At 63.7% G+C, this 25352-nt stretch carries 22 protein-coding genes and 1 other RNA gene; 14 read left to right on the top strand and 9 right to left on the bottom strand.

What is annotated here, in order from left to right; all coding sequences use genetic code 11:
- Positions 1-28: 28 nt before the first annotated feature.
- The 3 genes from MAFF_RS22525 to MAFF_RS22535 form a co-directional block, all read right to left on the bottom strand.
- Positions 29-1897: an extracellular solute-binding protein gene (locus MAFF_RS22525; protein ID WP_010913274.1), complete on the bottom strand. Its 1869-nt coding sequence runs from the start codon at positions 1895-1897 to the stop codon at positions 29-31.
- A complete protein-coding gene (locus MAFF_RS22530) occupies positions 1897-3774 on the bottom strand; it encodes an extracellular solute-binding protein (protein ID WP_010913275.1) in 1878 nt (625 codons plus the stop codon). Before MAFF_RS22530 ends, MAFF_RS22525 begins: the two co-directional genes overlap by 1 nt.
- A 171-nt stretch (positions 3775-3945) precedes the next feature.
- Complete coding sequence (locus MAFF_RS22535) at positions 3946-4593, bottom strand: c-type cytochrome (RefSeq protein ID WP_010913276.1); 648 nt, start codon at positions 4591-4593, stop codon at positions 3946-3948.
- Positions 4594-4786: 193 nt separating this feature from the next.
- Between MAFF_RS22535 and MAFF_RS22540 the strand changes: the two genes are divergently transcribed.
- Complete coding sequence (locus MAFF_RS22540) at positions 4787-5515, top strand: 3-deoxy-manno-octulosonate cytidylyltransferase (RefSeq protein WP_010913277.1); 729 nt, start codon at positions 4787-4789, stop codon at positions 5513-5515.
- A 41-nt stretch (positions 5516-5556) separates the two neighbouring features.
- Positions 5557-6420: a prephenate dehydratase gene (locus MAFF_RS22545; RefSeq protein ID WP_010913278.1), complete on the top strand. Its 864-nt coding sequence runs from the start codon at positions 5557-5559 to the stop codon at positions 6418-6420.
- Here the strand turns inward: MAFF_RS22545 and MAFF_RS22550 are convergent.
- The 3 genes from MAFF_RS22550 to MAFF_RS22560 all read right to left on the bottom strand — a co-directional run bounded on the left by MAFF_RS22550 (position 6417) and on the right by MAFF_RS22560 (position 8189).
- Positions 6417-6722: a Dabb family protein gene (locus tag MAFF_RS22550; protein WP_010913279.1), complete on the bottom strand. Its 306-nt coding sequence runs from the start codon at positions 6720-6722 to the stop codon at positions 6417-6419. The genes MAFF_RS22545 and MAFF_RS22550 overlap by 4 nt on opposite strands.
- 31 nt (positions 6723-6753) lie before the next feature.
- Entirely contained in the window at positions 6754-7698 is a 945-nt protein-coding gene (nudC, locus tag MAFF_RS22555; protein ID WP_010913280.1) for an NAD(+) diphosphatase, read from the bottom strand.
- Between the two features lie 71 nt (positions 7699-7769).
- Positions 7770-8189, bottom strand: coding sequence for an HIT domain-containing protein (locus MAFF_RS22560; protein ID WP_010913281.1), 420 nt, complete (start codon positions 8187-8189; stop codon positions 7770-7772).
- Positions 8190-8333: 144 nt separating this feature from the next.
- Between MAFF_RS22560 and ffs the strand changes: the two genes are divergently transcribed.
- The 12 genes from ffs to MAFF_RS22615 all read left to right on the top strand — a co-directional run bounded on the left by ffs (position 8334) and on the right by MAFF_RS22615 (position 19852).
- Positions 8334-8430: signal recognition particle sRNA small type (gene ffs, locus MAFF_RS37020), an RNA gene on the top strand.
- 103 nt (positions 8431-8533) lie between these two features.
- Entirely contained in the window at positions 8534-10348 is a 1815-nt protein-coding gene (locus MAFF_RS22565; RefSeq protein ID WP_010913282.1) for a DNA polymerase III subunit gamma/tau, read from the top strand.
- A gap of 23 nt (positions 10349-10371) precedes the next feature.
- Positions 10372-10695, top strand: coding sequence for a YbaB/EbfC family nucleoid-associated protein (locus MAFF_RS22570; protein WP_010913283.1), 324 nt, complete (start codon positions 10372-10374; stop codon positions 10693-10695).
- Between the two features lie 75 nt (positions 10696-10770).
- Positions 10771-11178 carry a hypothetical protein gene (locus MAFF_RS22575; protein ID WP_032932876.1) on the top strand — a complete coding sequence of 136 codons (408 nt, stop codon included), beginning with the start codon at positions 10771-10773 and terminating at the stop codon, positions 11176-11178.
- 229 nt (positions 11179-11407) lie between these two features.
- Complete coding sequence (locus MAFF_RS22580; RefSeq protein WP_044548857.1) at positions 11408-12409, top strand: cell wall hydrolase; 1002 nt, start codon at positions 11408-11410, stop codon at positions 12407-12409.
- Positions 12410-12500: 91 nt separating this feature from the next.
- Positions 12501-13106, top strand: coding sequence for a recombination mediator RecR (gene recR, locus MAFF_RS22585; protein WP_010913286.1), 606 nt, complete (start codon positions 12501-12503; stop codon positions 13104-13106).
- 20 nt (positions 13107-13126) lie between these two features.
- Complete coding sequence (locus MAFF_RS22590) at positions 13127-14374, top strand: lytic murein transglycosylase (protein WP_010913287.1); 1248 nt, start codon at positions 13127-13129, stop codon at positions 14372-14374.
- A gap of 261 nt (positions 14375-14635) precedes the next feature.
- Positions 14636-16279: an ABC transporter substrate-binding protein gene (locus tag MAFF_RS22595; RefSeq protein WP_044548859.1), complete on the top strand. Its 1644-nt coding sequence runs from the start codon at positions 14636-14638 to the stop codon at positions 16277-16279.
- A gap of 18 nt (positions 16280-16297) precedes the next feature.
- On the top strand, positions 16298-17359 hold the full coding sequence (locus MAFF_RS22600) for an ABC transporter permease (protein WP_010913289.1): 1062 nt from the start codon (positions 16298-16300) through the stop codon (positions 17357-17359).
- Entirely contained in the window at positions 17356-18276 is a 921-nt protein-coding gene (nikC, locus tag MAFF_RS22605; protein ID WP_010913290.1) for a nickel transporter permease, read from the top strand. The genes MAFF_RS22600 and nikC overlap by 4 nt, the downstream gene beginning before the upstream one ends.
- Positions 18273-19109, top strand: coding sequence for an ABC transporter ATP-binding protein (locus tag MAFF_RS22610; protein WP_010913291.1), 837 nt, complete (start codon positions 18273-18275; stop codon positions 19107-19109). The genes nikC and MAFF_RS22610 overlap by 4 nt, the downstream gene beginning before the upstream one ends.
- On the top strand, positions 19106-19852 hold the full coding sequence (locus MAFF_RS22615) for an ABC transporter ATP-binding protein (RefSeq protein ID WP_044551163.1): 747 nt from the start codon (positions 19106-19108) through the stop codon (positions 19850-19852). Before MAFF_RS22610 ends, MAFF_RS22615 begins: the two co-directional genes overlap by 4 nt.
- A 74-nt stretch (positions 19853-19926) precedes the next feature.
- Here MAFF_RS22615 and MAFF_RS22620 read toward each other — a convergent pair whose 3' ends face one another.
- Genes MAFF_RS22620 through MAFF_RS22630 form a run of 3 tightly spaced genes read right to left on the bottom strand, consistent with a single transcriptional unit; the run spans position 19927 to position 25189 of the window.
- Complete coding sequence (locus MAFF_RS22620) at positions 19927-22983, bottom strand: efflux RND transporter permease subunit (RefSeq protein WP_010913293.1); 3057 nt, start codon at positions 22981-22983, stop codon at positions 19927-19929.
- Positions 22983-24053, bottom strand: a complete 1071-nt coding sequence (locus MAFF_RS22625; protein WP_010913294.1) for an efflux RND transporter periplasmic adaptor subunit — start codon at positions 24051-24053, stop codon at positions 22983-22985. The genes MAFF_RS22620 and MAFF_RS22625 overlap by 1 nt, the downstream gene beginning before the upstream one ends.
- Positions 24050-25189, bottom strand: coding sequence for an efflux RND transporter periplasmic adaptor subunit (locus tag MAFF_RS22630; protein WP_032932882.1), 1140 nt, complete (start codon positions 25187-25189; stop codon positions 24050-24052). Before MAFF_RS22630 ends, MAFF_RS22625 begins: the two co-directional genes overlap by 4 nt.
- Positions 25190-25352: the final 163 nt, after the last annotated feature.

Here is a 25352-nt window from a genome sequence, read left to right on the forward strand (position 1 = left end):
GGCTTCCTGCCCTCTGCGGACCGATATCTCAGCCTTTGCCAATTTTTGCCGCCTTGCCCTTATCGAACCACCACAACGTCTCGACCGGAAAGCCGAAATCGGGCTTCTGCTCGACAAAGCCGAACATGTCCCAATAGGCGACGCGGTGATTCGCCAGATAGTATGTTGGAATCCAGTCTAGCCGCGCGCGCAAGACCCGGTCGAGCGCTCTGAGCGCGGTGACGAGGTCTGTTCGGCTGCGCGCCTTGCCGGCCGCCACGATCAGCGCGTCGATGGCCTTGCTTTCGGTACCCGGATAATTGCGCTGCCCCGGCGTGTTCGCCATGCGGGAATCGTAGAGCATCTCCAGGCTGTCGGCCGTGGGCGTTGCTCCGATCGACCAATGCAGGAGGTTGAGGTCGAAATCGAAATCACTCTGCCGCTGCTCATATTGCGCCGAATCGACCTGCCGGATCGAAGCATCGATCCCGATCGCCTTCATGTTTTCGGACCAGGGGGTGAAAATGCGAACGATGCCATCGTCCTCCGCCAGCATCTCCACCCGCAGCCGTTCGCCCTTGTCGTTGACGACGAAACTGCCCGTGCGTTTCCAGCCGGCTTCGGCAAGCAGTTTCGAAGCCGCGCTCAACAGCTTGCGGTCATGACCTGAACCGTCCGAGAGGGGCTGCGTTACTGCCTCGCCAAAGACCTCTGGCGGCAACTCGGCCCGTAGTGGCTCCAGCAGGGCCAATTCCCCTGGCGAGGGCAGGCCCTCGGCCTTGTAGTCCGACCGTTCGAAATTCGATTGCGAGCGCTCGTAAGAGCCGTAAAACAGCGCGCGCTTCATCCATTCGAAATCGAAGCAGTTGGCGATCGCCCGTCGCACGCGCTCATCGCGGAATTGCGGACGGCGCTGGTTCAGCGCGACGCCCTGCATGTCCGGCGTCTTCTCGCCGGGAAATTCCCGTTTGACGACCTTGCCATCGTTCAACGCCGGAAAATCGTATCCCGTCGCCCATACACGCGAGGTGAATTCCTCGCGAAAATGCGTATCGCCTTTCTTGAACGCCTCGAATGCGGCCTGCCGGTCGAGATAAAAGTCGATGCGGATGCGGTCAAAATTGTACTGGCCGCGGTTGACCGCGAGATCGCGGCCCCAATAGTCCGGGACGCGTTCATATTCGACAGTCTGTCCGGCGACCACGCGTCCAATCTTGTAGGGGCCTGAGCCAAGCGGCGGTGTCATGGTCGAGGCATCGAACTCATTGGCCGTATAAAAGGCCTTGGACACGATCGGCATGCCCACGACCGCCAGGATGTTTTGCGCCGACTGTTCGCCATTGAAGGTCAGGTCAAGGGTGACGGCATCGATCGCGACCGCGTCGGTCATGTACCGCAATGCCTTGGAAAGGTTCGGGTGACCCTTGTCCTTGTAGAGCTCCAACGCGAAGACAACGTCTTCAGCGCTCAGCGGCGAGCCATCGTGGAAGCGCGCCTGCGGACGAAGCACGAAGCGAAAGCCATTGCGGTCCGCCGACAAGGTGACGGACTCGGCGAGCAGGCCGTAGACCGTATCCGGCTCATCGAGCGCGCTTGTCATCAGGGAATCGAAACAGAGTTCGGCGCGCGGCGGCGCCTCCCCCTTCAACACCAGGAAATTCAGCGTGTTGAAAGTCAGGAAGCTCTGGTTGAGGGTTGCGTTGGGCGGCGCGAAATTCATCTGGCCGCCCTTGGGCGCATCCGGATTGACATAGTCGAAATGCGCAAAATCCGGTCTGTATTTGAGGTCGCCGAAGGCCGACAGGCCATGCAATTTCACGCCGGTCGCAATGTCGGCGAAGGCTCTGCCTGGCAGCAGGGCCGCGGCAGCGGCGGCCCCGCTCAATGCCAGGAAATCGCGACGGGGCAGCATTGCCATCAATTGCCGCCCTTGTACTTGGCGGCCAGCGCCTTTTCCTTGTCCGGGTCGATCCACCAGGAATCGATGTCGGCGCCGACATAGGCGGGCTGCTTGTCTGGAAAGCCGAACTTGTCCCAATAGGCCAGCCAGACCGCGGACCGGTGATATTGCGGCACGACGTAGAAGTTCCACAGCAGGATACGGTCAAGCGCGTGGGTGGCGGCGACAAGGTCGTCGCGATCGGTGGCGAAGATGATGCGGTCGACCAGCGCGTCGACGATCGGGTCCTTGATGCCCATCAGATTGCGCGAACCGGGCGCGTCGGCGGCTTTTGAAGTCCAGAAGTCGCGTTGCTCGTTGCCTGGCGAATCCGACTGCTGGAGAATTCCCGTGACGACATCGAAATCGAAATTGTTGACGCGGTTGATGTACTGCGTCTGGTCGATGATGCGCAACGTGGCGTCGACGCCGATCTTGCGCAGATTGGCGATGTAGGGGCTGGCGATCACCTGGTCGGTGTCATTCCAGCCGAGGATCTCGAACTTGAACGGAGCGCCTGTCTTGGCGTTGACCATCTTGCCGCCCTTGATCACCCAGCCTGCCTTGGCGAAGAGATCGACCGCCTGTTTCAGGTACTTCCGTTCTGCCTGCGGCGAATCGTAGACCGGCAGCTTGAACTCTTGCGTGAAGAGTTCGGGTGGCAGCTTGTCGCGATATTTCTCGAGGATCTCCAACTCCTTGCCCTTTGGCAGCCCGCTGGAGGCCAGCTCGGTACCCTGGAAATAGCTTGATGTGCGGGTGTTGAAGCCGAAGAACAGTGTGCGGTTCATGCTCTCGAAATCGAACGGGATGGTCAGTGCCTCGCGGACCAGCCGGTCCTGGAACAGCGGCCTTCGCTGGTTGAGGACAAAGCCCTGCATCGCCTGTGGCGACTGGGTCTGGAAGTCTTTCTTGATGACGTCACCGGCCTGGATGGCTGGGAAATTGTAGGCGGTCGCCCATTTTCGGGAGCTGTACTCGCGGTTGATGTCTTCCAATCCGCCCTTGGTGAAGGCCAACCAGGCGGCATTGTCGTCGAGGATGTAGGTATATCGGCGTGTGTCGAAATTCTCGCGGCCGATCTTCACCGGCAGCTTGGCCGCCCAATAGTTCGGCACGCGCTGCCAGACGATTTCCGAGCCCGGCTTGAAGCTGGCGATCTTGTAGGCGGCTGAGCCCAGCGGAATTTCGAGCGTCGGCTTGGTGACGTCGCGCTTCTTGCCGCTGGCATCGGTGCCTTCCCACCAGTGTTTCGGCAGCACGGCGAGGTCGCCGATGATCTTCGGCAGTTCCCGGTTGCCCTTCTGGTTGAAATGGAATTCGACCTCGCGGTCGGAGACCGCCACCGCGTCGGTGACGTTCTCGAAATAGCGGCTGTATTGCGGGCTGTTTGCCTTCAACACCTGGAACGACCAGATCACGTCGTCGACGGTGATCGGCTGGCCGTCATGCCATTTCGCGCGCGTGTCGAGCCGGTAGGTGGCCGAGGAATAGTCATCAGGATATTTGTAGGCGTCGGCGATCAGCGGGTGGCTGGTGCTGCCTTCATCCGTCGCCTGCTCCATCAGCGTGTCGTAGAGCAGGCCGCCGCCGAAGCCTACGAGGCCCGCCGCCGGCGATCCCTGCACGATGTACGGGTTGAAGCTGTCATAGGTGCCGAGCAGCACCGAATTCAACGTGCCGCCCTTGGGCGCGTTCGGGTTGACGTAGTCGTAATGCTGAAAATTGTCGCCGTACTTGGAATCGCCGATCAGCGATGAGGTGGTCCGCCACTCGTCGGCCAGGGGCATCTGCAGTCCCGCCGCCAGCAGGGCCGCCGCCAGCAGCGACTTGAGAAGCATTCGGCCAACCGTCATGCACTGTCCTCTTCGTGCTGCCTTTCTCCGGACCATCCAGAAAGGGCAATCTAGATGATTTGGCGCTCCTGAAAACCGCCATGCGCGGCTTTGTCGCCGCATATGCGTTTTTCCTAACGAAAAAGCCGGGCAGAACCCGGCTTTTCTATGAACGCTTCTATGACAATTTGGTTATTTGGCCGGCGCGGCTGGTGCCGCGCCGTCAGCCGGCTTGGCCGGTGCGGCGCCAGCGGCAGGCTTGGCGGGCGCGCTGGCGTCGGCGGCGGCGCCTGGTGCCGGCAGCGGCTTGGGATTGTCCGACAGCGTGCGCAGATAGGCGATGACGTTGGCACGGTCCTCGTCCTTGGGCAGGCCGGCAAAGCCCATGGCCGTGCCCTTCACGAATTTCTTCGGCGAGGTGATGAAGTGGTTGATGTTGTCATAGGTCCACTTCTCGGTGCCGCCCTTGGAAAACTCCTTCATGCCGGCCGAATAGGCGAAGCCTTCATGTTCGGCGACAGGACGATCGACGAGATCCCACAGATCGGGGCCGACCTTGTTGGGGCCACCCTTTTCGCCGGAATGGCAGGCCTGGCATTTCTTGAAGACGGCGGCACCCGCCTCGACATTGGCGGTCTGCAGCAGATCGGCGATCGGCTTGGATTCGGCGGCCGGCGCGGCCGGGCCGCCTTCGGCCGGCTCCGCGGCCTCGATGGCGAAGCCGGGCTTTTCAGGAGCCGGCGAGGCAAACAGCGCGTCAGATACCAGGCCGACCGAGAAAACGACAAAAACGGTTCCGAGCAATCCGGCGAGCAGTTTGTTGACTTCGTTGGAATCCATACGCCCCTTGCTCCCTTTTCCGGCGGACCGAACCGTCCACTCCGTCCGTCGGTATCGAGACCTGCCCTCCAGAGCCGGTCAAATCGGGCGGAAACTAGGTCTTTTGCTCCGGCGTTGCAACACCTATAAGGGCGCTGCCAGTGAGACCTTTTGCCACTTTTCCCCTCCTCTTTTCGAACGCCTTGCCACAGCGATGTCCACCTTGATCTTGATACCGGCCCGCATGGCCTCCACCCGCCTGCCGGGCAAGCCGCTGGCCGACATATCCGGCGCGCCGATGATCGTCCATGTCGCCCGCCGCGCGGCCGAAGCCGGCCTCGGGCGGGTGGTGGTGGCGACCGACACGCAAAGCGTCGCCGAAGCGGTGCGCGCGCATGGTTTCGAGGCGGTGATGACGCGCATCGACCACGAATCCGGCTCCGACCGCATCCACGAGGCGCTGGCCGCGCTTGATCCCGGGCGCAAGGTCGAAACCATCGTCAATGTGCAGGGCGACCTGCCGACCATCGATCCCGGCATCATCGCCGCCTCGCTCAGGCCGTTCGAGGACGCGGCGGTGGATATCGCCACGCTCGGCGTCGAGATCGTCCGCGAAGAGGAAAAGACCAACCCGAACGTCGTCAAGATCGTCGGTTCGCCGCTGTCAGCCACGCGGCTGAGGGCGCTCTATTTCACCCGCGCCACAGCACCTTGGGGCGAGGGGCCGCTCTATCACCATGTCGGTCTCTACGCCTATCGCCGCTCGGCACTCGAACGCTTCGTCGCGCTGAAACCGTCGCCGCTCGAGCGCCGCGAGCGGCTGGAGCAGTTGCGGGCGCTGGAAGCCGGCATGCGCATCGATGCCGAGATCGTCCGGTCGCTGCCGCTTGGCGTCGACACGCCGCAAGACCTTGAGCGCGCCCGAACCATTCTTTCCAACTGAGAAATCCCTTCGACACCGTGACGTGAATCGAGACCTGGCCCATGCCTGAAAAGACCAACAGAATATCCTTCCAGGGCGAGCCGGGCGCCAATTCCGACACCGCCTGCCGCAACGTCTATCCCTCGATGGAGCCGTTGCCGTGCCCGACCTTCGAGGATGCGTTCAACGCGGTCGAGACCGGCAAGGCCGACCTCGCCATGATCCCGATCGAGAACACCATCGCCGGACGCGTCGCCGACATCCACCACCTGCTGCCGGAATCGCGGATGCACATCGTCGGTGAATATTTCCTGCCCATCCATTTCCAGCTGATGGTGCTGCCCGGCGTCAAGCGCGACGAGATCAAGACCGTGCACAGCCATATCCATGCGCTTGGCCAGTGCCGCAAATACATCCGCAAGAACGGCTGGAAGGCGGTCGTCGCCGGCGACACGGCGGGTGCGGCCAAGATGATCTCCGAGGTCAAGGACCGCACCATGGCCGCGCTGTCGCCGGCGCTGGCCGCGACGCTCTACGGGCTCGATATCATCGAGGAAAATGTCGAGGACACCGATTCCAACGTCACCCGCTTCGTCGTCCTGACCAAGAGCAAGCAATGGGCCGAACGGCCGTCACCGGACGTCAAGATGATGACCACCTTCATCTTCCGCGTCCGCAACGTGCCGGCCGCGCTCTACAAGGCCATGGGCGGTTTCGCCACCAACGGCATCAACATGACCAAGCTGGAGAGCTACCAGCTCGGCGCGTTCACCGCGACGCTGTTCTACGCCGACATCGAGGGCCATCCCGACGATCCGCTGGTCAAGCTGGCGCTGGACGAGTTGCGCTTCTTCTCCCGCGAGGTGCGGATTCTCGGCGTCTATCCGGCCAGCGAGTCGCGCGAGCAGTGGAAGGTGGCTGACTAAACGACCGAGCCCAGCGGCACATAGTCGATCTCGAGAAACTTCTCGACCTCCGGCACCCAGCGGTCGCGCACGAAGGCGACATGGTCGGGGTGGTCGTTGTATCTGGTATAGGCGGCCTGGTCGGCGAACTCCATCGAGAAGCCGAAATGATAGTCGATCTTGGGGCTGATCTGCCGCAACTGTTCGAAATGCGTGACGCCCCGGATCGCTGAGAGGATTTTCTTGGCGTCTACGAGGAACCGCTTTTCCTCGAGCGAGTGCGATGCATGCTTCAGCGTGAAGACGACGGTGTGACGGATCATTTGTCTCTCCTGCAATGACTTTCAGTATTGGCTATTCGCTGTCGACCCAGGCGCGGATAAGGTGGTGCGCGATCGCCCCTTTCGGCGGCGTGACAAGGTTGTCGGCATGCTCCCTGGCCAGCATGAGGCGCACCTCGTCGCGGCCGAACCAGCGGCAGTCCTCCAGCTCGTTGAGGTCGGCCTGGATGTCCTCATTGAGCGGCTCGCCGAAGCAGCCGATCATCAGAGAATAGGGAAACGGCCAGGGCTGGCTGGCGTGGTAGACGACGCGGCCGAGCCGGATGCCGGCCTCCTCCAGCGTTTCGCGGCGCACCGCGGCCTCGATCGTCTCGCCCGGTTCGATGAAGCCGGCCAGCGCCGAATACATGCCCGGCGCGAAATGCCGGCCGCGCCCGAGCAGGCATTTTTCCCGCGTCGCAGTCAGCATGATCGCCACCGGGTCGGTGCGCGGAAAATGCTCGGTACCGCAATTCGGGCAATGGCGCTTGTAGCCGCCAGCCCGCATTTCGGATTGCGTGCCGCACTTGCTGCAGAAACGATGGCTGGCGTGCCAGGCGAGCAAGGCTGCCCCTTGCGCCATCGCGCCGGCCGCCGCTTCGTCGATCAAGCCTTGCATATAGACAGAGCGGTAGTCGATCGCCTTGACGGTCTCGGGCAGCTGTTCGGCCTCGATTGCGACAGGCATCGCCAGCACCGGCCCCTGTTCGGAAAAGCCGAGCAGCACAGCCCCGGCGAAGGACGGCTTGAAAGGCTCGCTCCCGGCGGCGTCGAACCAGGGGTCGAGACTGCCGCTTGTTCCAAGCTTCAGGTGGAGCCGGCCGCCATTCATCAAAAGCAGCCGCGTTGTCGGATCGGCCAGCGCCTTGTCGACCGAATCGTCGGCTCGGTTCTCGGATTGCCGGTCGATCGTGTTGCCGGCAAAGCCGACGAACTGGCTCGGCTCGCGCAAAGGCGCGTCAAACAGGCGGAAGCTCATGCGGACTCTGATGCTTTGGGATGGACATGTCTGGGGATGGACGTGTTTTTAGGATGAACACTGGCGAAGGCTTATAGCGCCGCCCTTATCGTTTCGGCAAACCGGCGCAGGTCGGAACGTTGATACGGCTCGCGCAGGCCATACCCCCACACCGGGCCGGGCCAGCCGGGATCGCCTTCGGACCGAGCGACGATATGGATATGCAGTTGGCGCACGATATTGCCGAGTGCGCCGGTGTTGATCTTGGTGCAGCCGCTGACTTTCTTCAGCGCCTGCGCCACCATATTGGTTTCGAAGGTCAGCATCGCCTGGTCGAGCGGCGTCATGTCGTGGATTTCTTCCGCGCCCGGCCGCTGCGGCACCAACACCAGCCATGGCCAGCGGCGGTCGTTCATCACGCGCAATTCGCACAGCCCAAGCCACATCACCTGCTCGCTGTCCGCCTCCAGCCGGGCATCCAGCGTGAATCCGGCCTTCAGGCCCGGCAGCATCGGCGTTTCCCTTGCTTTTCTTGGTTTCCTCGAACCATGAACGCTAGAGCGGCCGCATCGGGCCTGCAAGCGAATCTCTCTTGTGATGGCGCCGATTTGCCTGCGCACTTGCATTTCGTCGCGCAATTGCCGATATGGACAGCGGGAGGTTGGTGGTGGACGATCCACTCGCCAACCGGGTCAGGTCCGGAAGGAAGCAGCCCTAACGAGCCCGGAACGGGTCATTGTTCCAGCCTCCCACCTCATCGGCCCACCTCGCGACATTGACGACGCATTGCAGCGCGGGCGAGACTATGCGCAGGAATGGCGCCCTGAGGCGCGGCCTTTTGGAGCTTAACGGGCGAATGAGCGAAGGAAATTCGGGGCCAAAAAGCCCGGAGAATGGAAAGGCCGCCGCCTACCGCGTGCTGGCGCGCAAATACCGTCCGTCGAATTTTTCCGAATTGGTCGGCCAGGAGCCGATGGTGCGCACCCTCACCAACGCCTTTGCCACCGGCCGCATTGCCCAGGCCTGGATGCTGACCGGCGTGCGCGGTGTCGGCAAGACCACCACGGCGCGCATCCTGGCGCGGGCGCTGAACTACAAGACCGCGACCGTCGACCAGCCTTCCGTCGACCTCGCCGTGCTCGGCGAGCATTGCCAGGCGATCATGGAAGGCCGCCACGTCGACGTCATCGAAATGGACGCCGCCTCGCACACCGGCATCGACGACATCAGGGACATCATCGAGCGCGTGCGCTACGCGCCGGTCTCGGCCCGCTACAAGGTCTACATCATCGACGAAGTGCACATGCTGTCGACGCAGGCCTTCAACGGCCTGCTGAAAACGCTGGAAGAGCCGCCGCCGCACGTCAAATTCATCTTCGCCACCACCGAAATCCGCAAGGTTCCGATCACCGTCCTGTCGCGCTGCCAGCGCTTTGACCTAAGGCGCATCGACGCCGGCGCGTTGGTGGCGCATCTCTCCTCGATCGCTGCCAAGGAAGGCATTTCGGTCGACGACGACGCGCTGGCGATGATCGCACGTGCGGCCGAAGGCTCGGCCCGCGATTCGCTCTCCATTCTCGACCAGGCGATCGCGCATGGCGCCGGCGCCGTCAGCGCCGAAGCGGTGCGGGCCATGCTGGGACTGGCCGACCGCGCCCGCATCGTCGATCTGTTCGAACATGTGATGAAGGGCGACGTGGCGGCGGCACTCGCCGAATTCCGCACGCAATACGACACCGGCGCCGATCCGGCCGCCGTGTTGACCGATCTTGCCGAGTTCAACCATCTCGTCACCCGGCTGCGTTTCGTGCCGACCGCCATGGACGATGCATCGCTGTCGCAGGACGAGCGCCAGCGCGGCGCCGATTTTGCCAGGGCGCTGTCGGTCCGCGTGCTGTCGCGGACCTGGCAGATGCTGCTCAAGGGCATTCCCGAGGTGCAGTCCTCCAACCGGCCGGTCAGTGCCGCCGAAATGGTGCTGATCCGGCTGGCGCATGCCGCCGACCTGCCGACGCTGGACGAGGCGCTGCGATCCCTGGACGGGGCAGCAACAGTTCAGAATGGCGCATCGCGCCCGAACGGGGCACCCGGCGGCCCCGGCAATGGCGGTGGGGCCGGCGCGGTGGCGCAGACGCGCATGCCATCCGGTTCCAGTGGTGCGCAGACCATGCGGCTGGTCGAGGCCGCGCCCGCGCTGGCCGCCTTCGTCGCGCCGCCCGCGCCGGTGTCCGAGCCGCAGCAGGTGCCGGTCAGGTCGCTGGCCGACATTGTTGCCCTTGCCGACGCGCAGCGCGACATCGCCTTCAAGGTGCTGGTCAAGCGCTGCATCCGTCCCGTGCGCTTCGAGCCCGGCCGCATCGACGTCAGCCTGACCGACGATGCGCCCAAGCTGCTGCTCAACGACCTGACGACGAAACTACGCGCCTGGACCGGCCGCAACTGGCTGGTGTCGCTGTCGAAGGAAGAGGGCGGCCAGACGCTGGCCGAAATGGAATCGACCAAGCGCGAAAACGCCTTCCTCGATGCCAAGAGCGATCCGACGGTTGCCGCCATCCTGGCGCGCTTTCCCGGCGCCAAGATCATCGACGTGCGCATTCCCGACGCGCCGGAGGTAGACGCGACCGAAGCCGAAGTGCCGGTCGAGCCGCCGGCGGATGACGACGAGACCTGACAAACCAAGACAAGGACCGGACCATGAAAGATCTTCTCGGCCTGATGGGCAAGGCGAAGGAAATGCAGGCCAAGTTCCAGGCCATGCAGGATGAGATCGCCACGGTCGAATCCGTCGGCCAGGCCGGCGGTGGCCTGGTCAGCGTCATCTTGAGCGGCAAGTTCGAGATGAAGTCGCTGAAGATCGACCCGTCTTTGTTCAAGGAGGATGAGGTCGAGATCCTCGAGGACCTGATACTGGCCGCCCACAACGACGCCAAGGCCAAGGTCGAGCAAATCATGCAGGAAAAGACCAAGGCGCTGACATCTGGCCTGCCGATCCCGCCAGGAATGAAACTGCCGTTCTGATGCATCTCGCCAAAACCGTGCAGCGGTTTTGGGGTAACGACGTGTGTGAAAGTAGAACTCAGCGGCGATGCGCCCATGACCGAAGAGCCGTCCGAAAGACTGATCGAGCAGCGTATCCGCAACAGGATCTACGAGATTCTGGAAATTCTCGCCGATTGCGACGCCGGCGTCGATATTGTCGGCATCAAGGGCTACTTCTACCTGTTCGAGGATTTCGTGCACCGCCCGTCGATCGAGGCCGGCACGTCGGCGCTTTCGAAGGACGAGCGTGCTGTCGTGCTGGAGATCGCCGAATTCCTCGAGGCGGCCTCCGAAACAAATCCCGACTTCACCAAGGCCGAATTCATCGACAGCGACTGGCCGGGAAGGATCGCGCCGGCGGCCAGGGGCGCGCGGGCGCTGTTCCTCAGGCGCGGCCTGTTTTCGGAGAAGGTCGAGGAGCTTGAACCTGGCCAGTCGGCGGCGATTGCGGCCGGGCGGTAGCGATTCCCGGAAAAACGGGACGAAGGTTTTCCTCCGGCAATTGCGGCGAAACCAAGAGAGAGCGGTCATCGCTTTCGTGAAATGACGGCTCGATCTATCTGGAAAGCTTCGAAATTGTGCCTTTTCGGCAACAGTAGGTCGTTAATAACGTTTTGGCCATCATTTTGCCCGAAAGTGTCTCATTCTTGCCGCAGCCTGGGGGCGGGCATCGAAGTGAGAGGGTAGCCTGTTGAACGTCACGCGATGGAAGACGCCGCTGTTGCTCGGCGTCATCACGTCTCCCCTGTTTTTGGCTGCCTGCAGCCAGACCACTTCGCACGGCATGTCTGTTGCAAGCTTGACCGATGCCATCACGCCGAGTTTCCTGACGTCGCGCGCCTCCAGCCACTCGCCGAAGGACAGGGAGTGTCTGGAGCGGGCAATGTTCTTCGAATCCAACCGGTCGAGCCGTGACGGCATGATCGCTGTGGGCACCGTGGTGATGAACCGGCTGCGCTCCGGCCAGCATGGCAGCACCATCTGCCAAGTGGTTGGCGAGCCGGGACAGTTCGCGCCGGGCGTCATGACCAGGTCGATGAATTCGCGCGCTATGCCCGATGTCGAGGAAGCGGCCGACGCCGTGCTCAAGGGCGAGCGCAAGGCCAAGCTGAAGAATACGATGTATTTCCACACCGCCGGACTGCGCTTCCCCTACAAGAACATGCACTACACCATGGTCGCCGGCGGCAATGCCTTCTACGAGAAGCGCGGCCGTAACTGGCAGCCGCTGCCGGAGGAGCCAATGGTTGCCTCCGTGGCGCCTGAAACGGTGAAGCCGGCCGCGCCGGTGACGATGGTTGCCTCGGCGGAGCCGGCGCTCACGGCAAAAACATCCCGCACGGCTCCGGCGCAGCGGGTTTACATGACCGCCGCTGCGGAACCGGCCCGTCAGCCCAAGACCAGGACCGCCCCGGCACAGGTGACCCCAGTTCAAGAGACCTACGTGACCGCCGCCGCGGCGCCCGTGGCGAAGTCGGCGCGCGTGACCGTGAAGCCGACAATGGTCGCGATGCAGGAGCCGATGGAAGAACCGGATGCCGCCCGGTTTGGCGGAACCTTAAACACCCGCGTCATCTCTTCGGTCCAGGGTGCGCCGCAAGAGGCGGCGATGGGGTTCCAGTCGACGCCTGAGAACACCGACGCTATCGGTGCGATGATCGCCAGCCAGTCTCGACCGCTCGAGATCAACTGATTCGCATTGCCACGGCTTCGCGTGGCAGCATGGCGACCATGCGCGAACGCGGGATGTTCCAAAGCGCTCTGAAAAATCCTAGATCAGAGCAATGTCCAAGCGAATCGCCGGTCCCGAGATCGAACGCCTGATCCAGCTCCTGGCCAAGGTGCCTGGCCTCGGTCCCCGTTCGGCCAGGCGCGCCGCATTGCATCTGATCAAGAAGAAGGAACAGCTGCTGTCGCCGCTCGCTGCTGCCATGAGCGAGGCGGCCGACAAGGTGCGCATCTGTTCCACTTGCGGCAATGTCGATACGGCGGACCCTTGCATGATCTGCACCGATCCGCGCCGTGATGCTGGCACCATCATCGTCGTCGAGGACGTCTCCGACCTGTGGGCGCTGGAGCGGGCGGCAGCGATGAATGTGCGCTACCACGTGCTCGGCGGCACGCTGTCGCCGCTCGATGGCATCGGCCCCGACCAGCTCAACATCCGCTCGCTGATCGACCGCGTCGCCGGCGGCGAGGTCAAGGAGATCATCCTGGCCGTCAATGCCACGGTCGAGGGCCAGACCACCGCGCATTACCTCACCGACCAGCTGTCCGGCTTCGACATCAAGGTGACAAGGCTGGCGCATGGCGTGCCGGTCGGCGGCGAACTCGACTATCTCGACGAGGGCACGCTCGCCGCCGCGCTACGCTCGCGAACGGCGTTTTGACGCAATTGGCGAGGGCCTAGATGACCGCATTCCTTCGCACAATCGCCTTCGCCTTTATCGCGGCGCTTCTCGCCGTCCTCCTCGCGGCACCCGCCTCGGCCGCAAAGATCGACGACCAGTTCCGCGCCTGGCTGCAGAACGATCTCTGGCCCGAGGCCAAAACCAAAGGCATTTCCAAGCAGACTTTCGATGCCGCCTTCGATGGCATAAAGCCCAATCTGAAGCTGCCCGACCTTGTCATGCCCGGCGAGAAGCCGAAGACGCCGCAGAAGCAGCATCAGGCCGAGTTCGGCTCGCCCGGCGCCTATTTCGCCGAGAAGACGGTTCGTGCGGTGACGTCGGGCGGCCGCACGCGCGAAGCCGCCAACGCCAAGACGCTTGCCGCGATCGAAAAGCGCTATGGCGTGCCCGGCGAGATCCTTCTGGCGATCTGGGGGCGCGAGACAGGCTTCGGCGCGGCGAAGATGCCTTACGATGCCTTCGAGGTGCTGGGCACCAAGGCGTTCATGTCGACGAAGCAGGATTTCTTCCGCACCGAGCTTTTGGCGGCGCTGGAAATCGTCCAACGCGGCCTCGCCCCGGTCGGCGCTATGAAATCGTCCTGGGCCGGTGCCCTTGGCCAGCCGCAATTCATGCCGACCTCCTTCCTCAAGCATGCCGTTGATTTCGACGGCGATGGCCGCGTCGACATCTGGAACTCGACGCCCGACGTACTCGCCTCGATCGCCAATTATCTCGTCCACTATGGCTGGGTGAGGGGTCGCGGCTGGGGCTTCGAGGTGACCGTGCCCGAGAGCGTCTCCTGCTCGCTGGAAGGTCCTGATCAGGGCAAGAAGATATCTGAGTGGGCTGGCATGGGCATCAAGCGCGTCGGTGGCAAGTCGTTTCCGGCGAGCGAGCTGAAGGCGGAGGGTTTCCTGCTGATGCCGGCCGGCCGCAGCGGGCCGGCTTTCATCGCCACCCCCAATTTCTACGTGCTGAAGGAATACAACACCAGCGACCTCTATGCGCTGTTCATCGGCCATGGCGCGGACCGCATTGCGCATGGCGACCAGAGTTTTTCCGGCAGCTGGGGTCCGGTCGGCGATCTCCATCGCTCCGACATCGCCGCCCTGCAGCGGGCGCTGGAAGCCAAGGGCTATGATGTCGGCAGCGCCGACGGCCTGCCCGGTTTCAAGACCCGCCGTTCGATCGGCAAGTGGCAGACCAAGAATGGGCAGGCGGCAACCTGCTTTCCCGATGCCGGCCTGGTCGCCTCGCTGAAATAACTCAAAAATCAGCAGATTTTTTTCGTTAGGCCGCCTCGATTGGCCGGCTTGTGCCTCGACGCGCCACCCGCCATTCTGCTCCAATCGGATGTCGCACAAATGCTCGTTGCCCGCCACGAGATCGCTGGATATGCTGTTGACCAATTGGACAAAAACCACGACGGTAAGGGGTTAGAGGCCGTCCTCCGGCCCCGACAAGAATTCTGCAATCCTGAGCCGGGAACTCAGGTCAACAAACCAACAAAACAGGGAACAATCACCATGATGATGGAAAAGTTTGCTCTTCGCTCGCGTGCCTTGCTTGCGGGCGCGGCGATGTCCGCGCTGCTCGTTGGCGCAGCGCCTGCCTTCGCGGTCACACCCGCCGACACGCTGGTCGAGGGCTTCGCCATCGACGACATCATCTCCATGGATCCGGGCGAGGCGTTCGAACTGTCGACCGCCGAAGTCACCGGCAACACCTATGACCTGCTGGTGCGCCTCGACCTCAGCGACACTTCCAAGGTCAAGCCCGATCTCGCGGAGAGCTGGACCGTCTCCGACGACGGCCTGACCTACACGTTCAAGCTCAAGCCGGGCCTCAAATTCGCCTCGGGCAATCCGATCACCGCGGCCGACGTCGCCTATTCGTTCGAACGCGCCGTGAAGCTGGACAAGAGCCCGGCCTTCATCATCGACCAGTTCGGTATCAGCGGTGACAACGTCACCGAAAAGGCCAAGGCAATCGACGACACCACATTCCAGTTCACCGTCGACAAGGCCTATGCGCCGAGCTTCGTGCTGAACTGCCTGTCGGCCACGGTCGCTTCCGTTGTCGACGCCAAGCTGGTCAAGGAGCATGTCGCCGCGGTGACGCCGAGCGCCGACTACAAATGGGACAACGACTTCGGCAATGCCTGGCTGAAGACCGGCTATGCCGGTTCCGGCGCCTACAAGCTGCGCGAATGGCGCGCCAACGAAGCCGTCGTCATGGAGCGCAACGACAATTATCACGGTGAAAAGGCCAAGCTCGCCCGCGTCATCTACCGCAACATGAAGGAAAGCTCGGCTCAGCGCCTGGCGCTCGAAGCCGGTGACATCGACGTTGCCCGCAACCTCGAGCCGAACGACCTCGACGCCATCGCCAAGAACGCCGATCTCACCACCACCAGCGCGCCGAAGGGCACGGTCTATTACATCAGCCTGAACCAGAAGAACCCGAACCTCGCCAAGCCCGAGGTTCGCCAGGCCTTCAAATACCTGGTCGACTACGATGCGCTAAGCTCGACCATCCTCAAGGGTATCGGCGAAATCCACCAGTCATTCCTGCCCAAGGGCGATCTCGGCGCCATCGACGCCAATCCCTTCAAGCTCGACGTTGCCAAGGCCAAGGAATTGCTGGCCAAGGCCGGCCTGGCCGACGGCTTCAGCGTCACCATGGACGTGCGCACCGGCCAGCCGACCACCGGCATGGCGGAATCGATCCAGCAGACTCTGGGCCAGGCCGGCATCAAGCTGGAAATCATCCCCGGCGACGGCAAGCAGACGCTGACCAAGTACCGCGCCCGCAACCATGACATCTATATCGGCAATTGGGGCCAGGATTATTTCGATCCGAACTCCAACGCCCAGACCTTCGCCTCCAACCCCGACAATTCGGATGCCGGCAAGTCGCACACGCTCGCCTGGCGCAATTCCTGGGACATTCCGGACCTGACCAAGGAAACCGAAGCGGCACTGCTGGAGAAGGATGCAGGCAAGCGGGCTGATATGTACAAGGATTTGCAGCAGAAGATCCTCGACACCAGCCCCTTCGTCATCATCCATCAGCAATTGGAAGTGGCCGGGCTGCGCAAGAACCTCAAGGGCTTCGCGCTCGGTCCGAGCTTCGACAGCAACTTCGTCGGCCCGGTCTCGAAAGAATAAAGTCGACGGACGCGCCACATGAGCGCGATTGAAAACGAGAGCGGGCGCGGTAGCGCCCGCGCCGTCGCCATTGCGTCGGCGATTGGCCGTTTCCTGGTCATCGCGGTGACGACCTATCTTGGTCTTCTCGCGGTGACCTTCTTTATCGGCCGTGTCATCCCGATCGATCCGGTGCTGGCGGTGCTCGGCGACCGGGCGCCTCTCAATGTCGTGGAGCGCACGCGCCGCGAGATGGGCCTCGACCTGCCGCTGATCGAACAGTTCTACATCTACGTGAAAAATGCCCTGAACGGTGATTTCGGCACATCTGTGCTGACCACCAACCCGGTCATGACCGACATTCGCCGCGCGTTGCCGGCGACGACGGAACTGGCGACGCTGGGGACACTGATCGGCGCGCTGTTCGGCGTGCCGCTCGGCGTGCTGGCCGCGGTCAGGCGCGGCAGCATCATCGACCAGATCGTGCGCGTCATTGGCCTGATCGGCTATTCCGTGCCGATCTTCTGGCTCGGCCTGCTTGGCCTCGTCCTGTTCTACGCCAAGCTGCAATGGGTGGCTTTTCCGGCCCGGCTCGATGTCGTCTACGAATACACCTTCACGCCGGTCACCGGTTTCTACCTTCTCGATTCGGCGATGCAGGGTCAGTGGGATGTCTTCTGGGATGCCTTCCGCCACATCATCCTGCCGGCCTCGCTGCTCGGCTATTTCTCGCTCGCCTATATCAGCCGCATGACACGCTCGTTCATGCTCAACGAACTTGCGCAGGAATACATCGTTGCCGCCCGCGCCAAGGGCCTGTCGGAGACCCGCATCATCTGGGGCCACGCGCTGCGCAATGCCGCGGTGCCGATGGTGACGGTGATCGCGCTCTCCTATGCCGGCCTTCTCGAAGGCTCGGTGCTGACCGAAACCGTCTTCTCCTGGCCGGGCATCGGCCTCTACATCACCAACTCGTTGCAGAACGCCGACATGAATGCCGTGCTCGGCGGCACCATCGTCATTGGTTCAGTGTTCATCGGCATCAACCTTCTGTCCGATCTTCTCTACCGCGTGCTCGATCCAAGGACGAAGACAGGATGAGCACAGACACCATCCAGAGCCGTCGCGATTGGCTGCTCAGCGAGCGCCCGGCTTCGCGCATGCAGGCAAGGCTTGGCCGCGCCTATGTCGCGTGGCGGCGTTTCTCCGCAAACCGGCTGGCTTTCGTCGGCCTGCTGATCATCATCGCCTTGCTGGTCATCGCCGCTCTTGCCGGCGTACTGGCGCCTTACTCGCCGACATTCGGCGACCTGAAAAATTCCCGGCTGCTGGCACCGAGCGCCGAGCACTGGTTCGGCACAGACGACCTCGGCCGCGATATCCTTTCGCGCATCCTCTACGGCTCGCGCTGGACGCTCTATGTCGTCATCCTGGTCGCCATTATCGCCGCCCCCATCGGCCTGCTGGTCGGTACCGTCGCCGGCTATGCCGGCGGCTGGATCGATGCCATCCTGATGCGCATCACCGACATCTTTCTCGCCTTCCCGAAGCTGGTCCTGGCGCTGGCCTTCGTCGCGGCGCTCGGCCCCGGCATCGAGAACGCGGTGCTGGCGATAGCCATCACCTCCTGGCCGCCTTACGCTCGCATTGCTCGCGCGGAAACGCTGACGGTGCGCAATTCTGATTACATCAAGGCCGTGCAATTGATGGGCGCCTCGCCCTTCCGCATCGTGCTGCGCCATATCATGCCGCTCTGCATCTCCTCGCTGATCGTGCGCGTGACGCTCGACATGGCCGGCATCATCCTCACGGCCGCTGGCCTCGGTTTCCTCGGCCTCGGCGCCCAGCCGCCGCTGCCCGAATGGGGCACCATGATCGCGTCCGGTCGCCGCTTCATCCTCGACCAGTGGTGGGTGGCCGGCGCGCCGGGCTTCGCCATCCTCATCGTCAGCCTCGGCTTCAACCTGCTCGGCGACGGCTTACGCGACGCCCTCGATCCCCGGAGTGGCGACCAATGAGCGACACCCTGCTCGACGTCGACGATCTTCGGGTTGATTTTCCGACCCGCACCGGCCTGGTCCAGGCCGTGCGTGGCGTTTCCTTCGCGCTTGGCCGTGAGCGGCTCGGCATCGTCGGCGAAAGCGGCTCGGGAAAATCGCAGACCGGCCGCGCCATCATGGGCCTGACGCCGCCGCAGGCCAGGATATCGGCCAGGAAACTGGCCTTCGACGGCATCGACCTGCTCGGCATCTCGCCGCGCCAGCGTCGGGCGTTGCGGGGCAACCGCATCGCCATGATCCTGCAGGATCCGAAATATTCGCTCGACCCGGTGATGAGCATTGGCCGCCAGATCGTCGAAACGCTGCGCACGCATGAAAAGGTTTCCAAGGCCGAAGCGCGCGAGCGGGCGCTGGCCATGCTGGAGGCGGTGCAGATCCGCGATCCCAAACGCGTTTTTGACCTGCACCCGCATGAAGTCTCCGGCGGCATGGGCCAGCGCGCCATGATCGCCATGATGCTGATCGCCGGACCGGAAATGATGATCGCCGACGAACCGACTTCGGCGCTCGATGTCACTGTACAACTCGACGTGCTCGGCATCCTCGATAAATTGGTCAGCGAGCGCGGCATGGGGCTGATCTTCATCTCGCACGATCTGCGCCTGGTTTCGTCCTTCTGCGATCGCGTCATCGTCATGTATGCCGGCAAGGTGGTCGAGCAGCTCAAGGCCTCCGAACTCGGCCAGGCCCAGCATCCCTACACGCGCGGCCTGCTCAACTGCATGCCCAGGATCGGCTTCGAGCGCCACCCGCTGCCGGTGCTCGACCGCAAGCCGGAGTGGGCGGCATGACAGCTGCGATCACCGTCGACGGGCTGGAAGTGGTCTTCGACCGGTTTCGCGCGCTGAAAGGCGTCAGCCTCGAAGTCAGGTCAGGCGAATCCTTCGGCCTGGTCGGCGAGAGCGGCTCCGGCAAATCGACGCTGCTCAGGGCCATCGCCGGCCTGGCGCCGGTCGCCTCCGGCAGCATCACCGTCAACGGCAAGACGCTCGGCGCGCGCCGCGACAAGGCCTTCTACCGCGAAGTGCAGATGGTGTTCCAGGACCCGTACGGCTCGCTGCATCCGCGCCAGACCGTCGACCGTCTGCTGCAGGAGCCGCTTGCCATCCACGGCTTTGCCGATGGCGAAAAGCGCATAGAACGCGCGCTCGACGAGGTCGGCCTCGGCAATGGCTTTCGTTTCCGCTACGCGCACCAATTGTCGGGCGGCCAGCGCCAGCGCGTGGCGATCGCACGTGCGTTGATCCTCGAGCCGTCCATCCTGCTGCTCGACGAACCGACCTCGGCGCTCGATGCCTCGGTGCAGGCCGAAGTGCTCAATCTTCTGGAAGAGGTCCGCCGGCGCCGCAAGCTGACCTTCCTGATGGTCAGCCACGACCTCGCCATCATCACCCATATGTGCGAGCGGCTGATGGTGATGCAAAGCGGCCAGGCGGTGGAGAATCTGACGGCGGCACAACTTGTCGCGCACCGCGTGACGGAGGATTATACGCGCAATCTGTTGCGGGCCAGCGACGGGTTTGTGCGAGCTTAGCTGGACGTTCTACGTCGAGTTTTGGAACTCGACCTTACCTCACGTCTCTGCAGCAGCAACGCCGCCTGCGCCGCCTAGTCCCGCCCCTGCTTCGGCTCCTTGATCCTGAACCACGTCACATAAAGCGCCGGCAGGAAGAGCAGCGTGATCGCCGTACCCGCGATGATGCCGCCCATCATCGCATAGGCCATCGGTCCCCAGAACACTTCGCGCGCGATCGGGATGAGCGCCAGGCTGGCCGCGGCGGCCGTCAGCGCGATCGGCCGCATGCGGTGTTCCGTCGCCTCGATGACGGCCGCCCAGCGGTCCTTGCCCTCGCGCACCAGGTCCTCGATCTGCACGATCAGGATGACCGAGTTGCGGATCAGGATGCCGATCAGTGCCAGCACGCCGAGGATGGCGACGAAGCCGAGAGGCGCGCCGCTCGGCACCAGGGCCGCGACCACGCCGATCAACCCGAGCGGCGCCACCGCCACCACCAGGAACAGGCGCTGGAAGCTTTGCAACTGGATCATCAGGATGGTGGCCATGACGAACAGCATCAGCGGCACCACGGCCGCGATCGGCCCCTGGCTTTTGGCGCTTTCCTCGACCGAGCCGGCGGTTTCGACCGAATAGCGCGGCGGCAGCTTGGCGATGAAGGCATCGACCGACGGCTTCAGCTCGTTGACCGCGGTCGCCGGCAGCGTATCGCCGACCAGTCCGGCGCGCACGGTGATCGTCGGAATGCGGTCACGCCGCCATACCGTCGGCTGCTCCAGCTCGTAGCGGAAGTTGGCCACCGCCGCGAGAGGGATCGCCTCGCCGGTGCTGGTCGGCAGCTGCAGGTTCTGCAGCGTCCCGATCGAGCCGCGTTCGGCATCGCGTGAGCGCGCCACGACATTGATCAGATAGGTGGCGTCGCGCACCTGCGTGATGGTGGCGCCGCCGACGGTGCTGTTCAGCGCGCTGGCGATGTCGGAGGAGGTGATGCCGAGCTGGCGCGCCTTGTCCTGCAGCACGTCGACCCTCAGCACGCGCTGCGGCTCGTTCCAGTCGAAAGTGGGTGCCGCCAGCCTCGCATTGGCCGAGATCACGCCGGCGAATTGCTGTGCCAGCTCGCGCACCGTCTGGATGTCGGGACCGCCGACGCGGTACTGCACCGGCCGGCCGACGGGCGGCCCGAGTTCGAGCAGCTTGACGAAGGCGTCGGTGCCGACGAACTCCTCGCGCAGCAGCTTCTCCAGCGCCGGCTTGACCCGGTTGCGCGCTTCGAGGCTCTTGGTGACGATCACGGTCTGGCCGAAATAGGGGTTGGCCGGCTGCACATCATAGGCCAGCACGAAGCGCACCGCGCCCTGGCCGATATAGGACGAGAAATGGTCGATGTCGGGATTGCCGACCAGGGCCCGCTGTTCGAAGCGCTCCATCTGGTCGCGCGTCTCGGCGATCGAGGAATTCTGCGGCAGGTTCCAGTCGACGATCAGCTCGGGCCGGTCGGAGGGCGGGAAGAACTGCTGCTGGACGAGACCGAAGCCGGCGATCGAGGCGGCAAACAACAGCACCGTGGCGATGATGGTCAGCCAGTGGTGGCGCACCGAGCCGACAAGCACGCGCCGGAACAGCGAGGTGAGGCGCCCAGGCTGGTCGTGATGCTTCGTCTTCATCGTCGCCGGCAGGATGGTGACGCCGAGCAGCGGCGCGAACAGCACCGCCACGATCCATGACACCAGAAGCGATACGGCGATGACGACGAACAGGGTGAAGGTGTATTCCCCGGCGGCACTCGAGTTGAGGCCGATCGGGATGAAGCCGGCGACGGTCACCAGCGTGCCAGTCAGCATCGGAAAGGCGGTCGAGGTGTAGACATAGGTTGCCGCCTTGCGCAGATTGTCGCCGACCTCCAGCCGCGCCACCATCATCTCGACAGCGATCATGGCGTCGTCGACCAAAAGGCCGAGTGCGATGATCAGCGCGCCGAGCGAAATGCGCTGCAGCGAAATGCCGAGATAGGCCATGACCGTGAAGGTGATTGCCAGCACCAGCGGGATCGACAGCGCCACGACGAAGCCGGCGCGCATGCCGAGGCTGATGAACGATACTGCGAGCACGATGGCCACCGCCTCGAAGAGAGCGCGGGTGAAGCCCGAGACCGCCTCCTCGACGATGACGGGCTGGTCGGCCACCAGGTGCACGCCGACACCAACCGGCAGGTCGGCCAGCACCTTGTTCATCTCCTTGTGCAGCGCCTCGCCGAACTGCAGCAGATTGGCGTTGGGCTTCATGCCGATGGCGAGCGCGATCGCGTCCTGGCCGTTGAAGCGGAACAGCGCCGTCGGCGGATCGGCATAGCCGCGGGTGATCGTCGCCACGTCGCTCAGCCGGAAGAAGCGGTCGTTGACGCGCAGATTGATGGCGCGCAGGCTGTCCTCGGAGGTGAACTGGCCGCCGACGCGCACGCTGATGCGCTCAGGCCCGGACTGGATGACACCGGACGGCGTGATCGCGTTCTGCGCCTGCAGGCTTGCCACGATCGCCTGCTGGTTGAGGCCGAGAGCGGCGATCTGGCGGGTCGAGAATTCGAGATAGATGGCTTCGTCCTGCGCGCCGACGAGATCGACCTTGCCGGCATTCGGCACGGTCAGGATCTTGGTGCGGGCATCCTCGACATAGTCGCGCAATTGGCGTGGCGTCAGCCCGTCAGAAGTGAAGGCGTAGATGTTGCCGTAGACATCGCCGAAGCGGTCGTTGAAGAACGGCCCCTGCACGCCTTGCGGAAACTGCGCCTTGATGTCGTTGACCATGTTGCGCACCTGAAGCCAGTTCGGCACGACATCGCGCGCCCTGGTGGTGTCCTTCAGGTTGACGAAGATGACGGTCTGGCCGGCCGTGGTGACGGATCTGGTGAAGTCGAGGCTGTCGAGTTCCTCGAGCTTCTTCTCGATGCGGTCGGTCACCTGCTGCAAGGTCTCCTTGACGGAGGCGCCCGGCCAGTTGGCCTGGATGATCATCGTCTTGATGGTGAAGTTGGGGTCTTCCTCACGACCGAGATTGAGGTAGGAGAAGATGCCGGCCACGACGAAGACCAGCATGAAATACCAGACCATGGAGCGGTGGCTGAGCGCCCAGTCGGAGAGATTGAAGCCCTTCATCAGACGCCCCCCTCCGGCACTCTGACCTTCTGGCCTTCGCTCAGGCTGTTGACGCCCGCGGTGACGACGCGCATGCCGGCGTCAAGCCCTTCGGCCACCGTGAAGGTGCCGCCATTCTTCGACGCGACCTTGATGTCGCGCGTGCTCACGCTCGATGTCTGCGGATCGACGATCCACACCTTGTCGGCACCGTTCTTTTCCAGCAGCGCCGACATGGGCAGTTCGATCGTCGGTGCCACCTTGGTCACGCGGATCGCCGTCACCGTCGAGCCGAGCCGGAAGGCCTGTGGCGGATCCGTGAGCGTCAGCTTGACGCGCCGGGTGCGGGTCGAGCCCTCGGCCTGCGGCGCGATCTCGCGCAGCTTGGCCTGGGTCTCGATCGTCGGCAGTGATTGCAGGATGACCTGGAAAGGCGTGCCTGTGGTCAGATCGCCGGTCAACTGATCGGGAATATCGACCACGGCTTCGCGCAGGTCCGAGCGCGCCACCGTGACGACCGTCTGGCCGGCCGAGACGGTCTGACCGACCTCGGCGCCGACAGCCGTGACGACGCCGTCGAAATCCGAGAACAGCCTGGCATAGCCAAGCTGCTCCTGCGATTTGGCCAGCGAAGCCTTGGCGCGCTCGACATTGGCTTCCGCGGCTTTGCGTGCCTGCTGCGCGGCATCGAAGACGGCCTGCGTGGCGTTGGCCGAGGCGAGCAACTGGCGCTGGCGCTCCTCGCTGGCGGCAGCATTGGCGAACTGGGCCTCTGCATTGGAGAGCTCGGCCCTGGCCGCTTGCACCGCCAGCTCCAGCGCGGTCGGGTCGAGCGCGGCGATCGTCGTGCCCTTGCTGACGATATCGCCGACCTTGACGTCGCGCGAGACGACCCGGCCAAGCAGGCGGAACGCAAGGTCGGCGCTGATCTGCGGCTCGACCGAGCCGGCAAAGCCGAAGGTTTGCGTCGTGCGCGGCTCGACCACGACCGACAGAACAGGCCGGATGATCTCCGGCGGCTTTTCATCCGATTTCGAGCATGCGGCGAGCACGCCAAGCGCGAACAGGCCAAACACGATGGACCGGTTCATTGGGCCGCCCCCGATATCTCGACCGTCTGGCCGGGACTGAGCAACTGCCCGCCTGCGGTCACGACGCTTTGGCCTTCGTTCAGCCCGCTGGCGATGACGACCGTGCCTGAATCGAAAGCCAGCACCTCGACCGGCGTCGTCGCCACCGCCTTGGTCGAGGGGTCGACGATCCAGACTGCCGGTTTGCCGGCGCTGGATGTCAGCGCCTGCCAGGGCAGCAGGATCGCCTTCGCCGGCTTGGCGCTGACCGAGCCGATGACGGCCGCCCCCAGCGGCATGCCGGCTGGCGTGTCGGCAATGCCGACCTTGACCCGGATCGAACCGGAGGCTTGGTCGACCACCGGCGAGATTTCGCGCACCTTGCCTGTCGCCCTGACCTGCGGATCGGACAACAGCGTGATCGTCACCGCCGGCGAGGCCGGCGTCCTGGCGACCAGCGTCTCCTGCACGTTGAAGACGGCGTCGCGGTCGCCATCCTCGGCGACGGTGAAGACGGTTTGCGCCGCCTGCACCACCTGGCCGGTTTCGACCTGACGGGCGGTGATGACGCCGGGTGCGCCCGCCTTGAGTTCGGTGAAGGACAGGTTCTGCTGGGCGTTGGCGAATGCGCTCTGCGCCGCATCGACGCTGCCTTGCGCCACTTTCAGCGCCTGGTCGGCGGCGTCATAGTCGCGCCTGGTGGTGAAGCCCTGGGCAAGCAGCGTCTTCTGCCGCTCGAAGGCGGCGGCGGACTGGGTCAGCTGCGCTCGTGCTGCGTCGAGATCGGCTTGTGCGGAGCGCAGATCGGATTGCTGCTCCTGCGGATCGATGCGGGCAAGCACCGCACCCTGGTCGACATGCTGGCCGACATCGACAAGCCGCTCGGCAATACGGCCGCCGACCCGGAACGACAGATTGTTCAGCGTGCGCGCCGCGATCACACCGGTCAGCGAGGTTCTCGGCGCATAGTCGGCCATCGCTACCGTTTCGGTGCGCACCATGATCGGCAGTTTCTTGTCCGCCGCTTCCTGCTTCTGGCAGCCGGCCAGCAGCAATGCGGCTGCGCAGACGCACATTGCCGAGGCGATTGGAAATGACAAAAGGCTGGAGGTTCTGACGGATGGCGGCGAGACGGACGATGTCGCGTTCCTCATCATGGGCTCCCCCAGCTGCGGGTCGCTCGCTGATCGCGATGCCTCGCGTCAGGAGGATAATCGATCTCCGGAAAAAGGAAACCGGTCTCGTACGCGTATCGCCCGACTGGTTAAGGGCGGGATCTTCCCGTCGCAGGCCCAATCGCCCGCCGGTGGTGCCGACTTG

Source organism: Mesorhizobium japonicum MAFF 303099, from assembly GCF_000009625.1.
In the GTDB taxonomy this organism is placed as follows: Bacteria; Pseudomonadota; Alphaproteobacteria; order Rhizobiales; family Rhizobiaceae; genus Mesorhizobium; species Mesorhizobium japonicum.

Coding starts and splice junctions, on each gene's coding strand:
- MAFF_RS22570 (WP_010913283.1), top strand. CDS start 10,372: ATGAAAGATCTTCTCGGCCTGATGGGCAAGGCGAAGGAAATGCAGGCC.
- MAFF_RS22610 (WP_010913291.1), top strand. CDS start 18,273: ATGAGCGACACCCTGCTCGACGTCGACGATCTTCGGGTTGATTTTCCG.
- nikC (WP_010913290.1), top strand. CDS start 17,356: ATGAGCACAGACACCATCCAGAGCCGTCGCGATTGGCTGCTCAGCGAG.
- MAFF_RS22575 (WP_032932876.1), top strand. CDS start 10,771: ATGACCGAAGAGCCGTCCGAAAGACTGATCGAGCAGCGTATCCGCAAC.
- MAFF_RS22540 (WP_010913277.1), top strand. CDS start 4,787: ATGTCCACCTTGATCTTGATACCGGCCCGCATGGCCTCCACCCGCCTG.
- MAFF_RS22525 (WP_010913274.1), bottom strand. CDS start 1,897: ATGGCAATGCTGCCCCGTCGCGATTTCCTGGCATTGAGCGGGGCCGCC.
- MAFF_RS22625 (WP_010913294.1), bottom strand. CDS start 24,053: ATGAACCGGTCCATCGTGTTTGGCCTGTTCGCGCTTGGCGTGCTCGCC.
- nudC (WP_010913280.1), bottom strand. CDS start 7,698: ATGAGCTTCCGCCTGTTTGACGCGCCTTTGCGCGAGCCGAGCCAGTTC.
- MAFF_RS22535 (WP_010913276.1), bottom strand. CDS start 4,593: ATGGATTCCAACGAAGTCAACAAACTGCTCGCCGGATTGCTCGGAACC.
- MAFF_RS22560 (WP_010913281.1), bottom strand. CDS start 8,189: ATGCTGCCGGGCCTGAAGGCCGGATTCACGCTGGATGCCCGGCTGGAG.
- MAFF_RS22590 (WP_010913287.1), top strand. CDS start 13,127: ATGACCGCATTCCTTCGCACAATCGCCTTCGCCTTTATCGCGGCGCTT.
- MAFF_RS22530 (WP_010913275.1), bottom strand. CDS start 3,774: ATGACGGTTGGCCGAATGCTTCTCAAGTCGCTGCTGGCGGCGGCCCTG.
- MAFF_RS22545 (WP_010913278.1), top strand. CDS start 5,557: ATGCCTGAAAAGACCAACAGAATATCCTTCCAGGGCGAGCCGGGCGCC.
- MAFF_RS22550 (WP_010913279.1), bottom strand. CDS start 6,722: ATGATCCGTCACACCGTCGTCTTCACGCTGAAGCATGCATCGCACTCG.
- MAFF_RS22565 (WP_010913282.1), top strand. CDS start 8,534: ATGAGCGAAGGAAATTCGGGGCCAAAAAGCCCGGAGAATGGAAAGGCC.
- MAFF_RS22620 (WP_010913293.1), bottom strand. CDS start 22,983: ATGAAGGGCTTCAATCTCTCCGACTGGGCGCTCAGCCACCGCTCCATG.
- MAFF_RS22615 (WP_044551163.1), top strand. CDS start 19,106: ATGACAGCTGCGATCACCGTCGACGGGCTGGAAGTGGTCTTCGACCGG.
- recR (WP_010913286.1), top strand. CDS start 12,501: ATGTCCAAGCGAATCGCCGGTCCCGAGATCGAACGCCTGATCCAGCTC.
- MAFF_RS22630 (WP_032932882.1), bottom strand. CDS start 25,189: ATGATGAGGAACGCGACATCGTCCGTCTCGCCGCCATCCGTCAGAACC.
- MAFF_RS22595 (WP_044548859.1), top strand. CDS start 14,636: ATGATGATGGAAAAGTTTGCTCTTCGCTCGCGTGCCTTGCTTGCGGGC.
- MAFF_RS22600 (WP_010913289.1), top strand. CDS start 16,298: ATGAGCGCGATTGAAAACGAGAGCGGGCGCGGTAGCGCCCGCGCCGTC.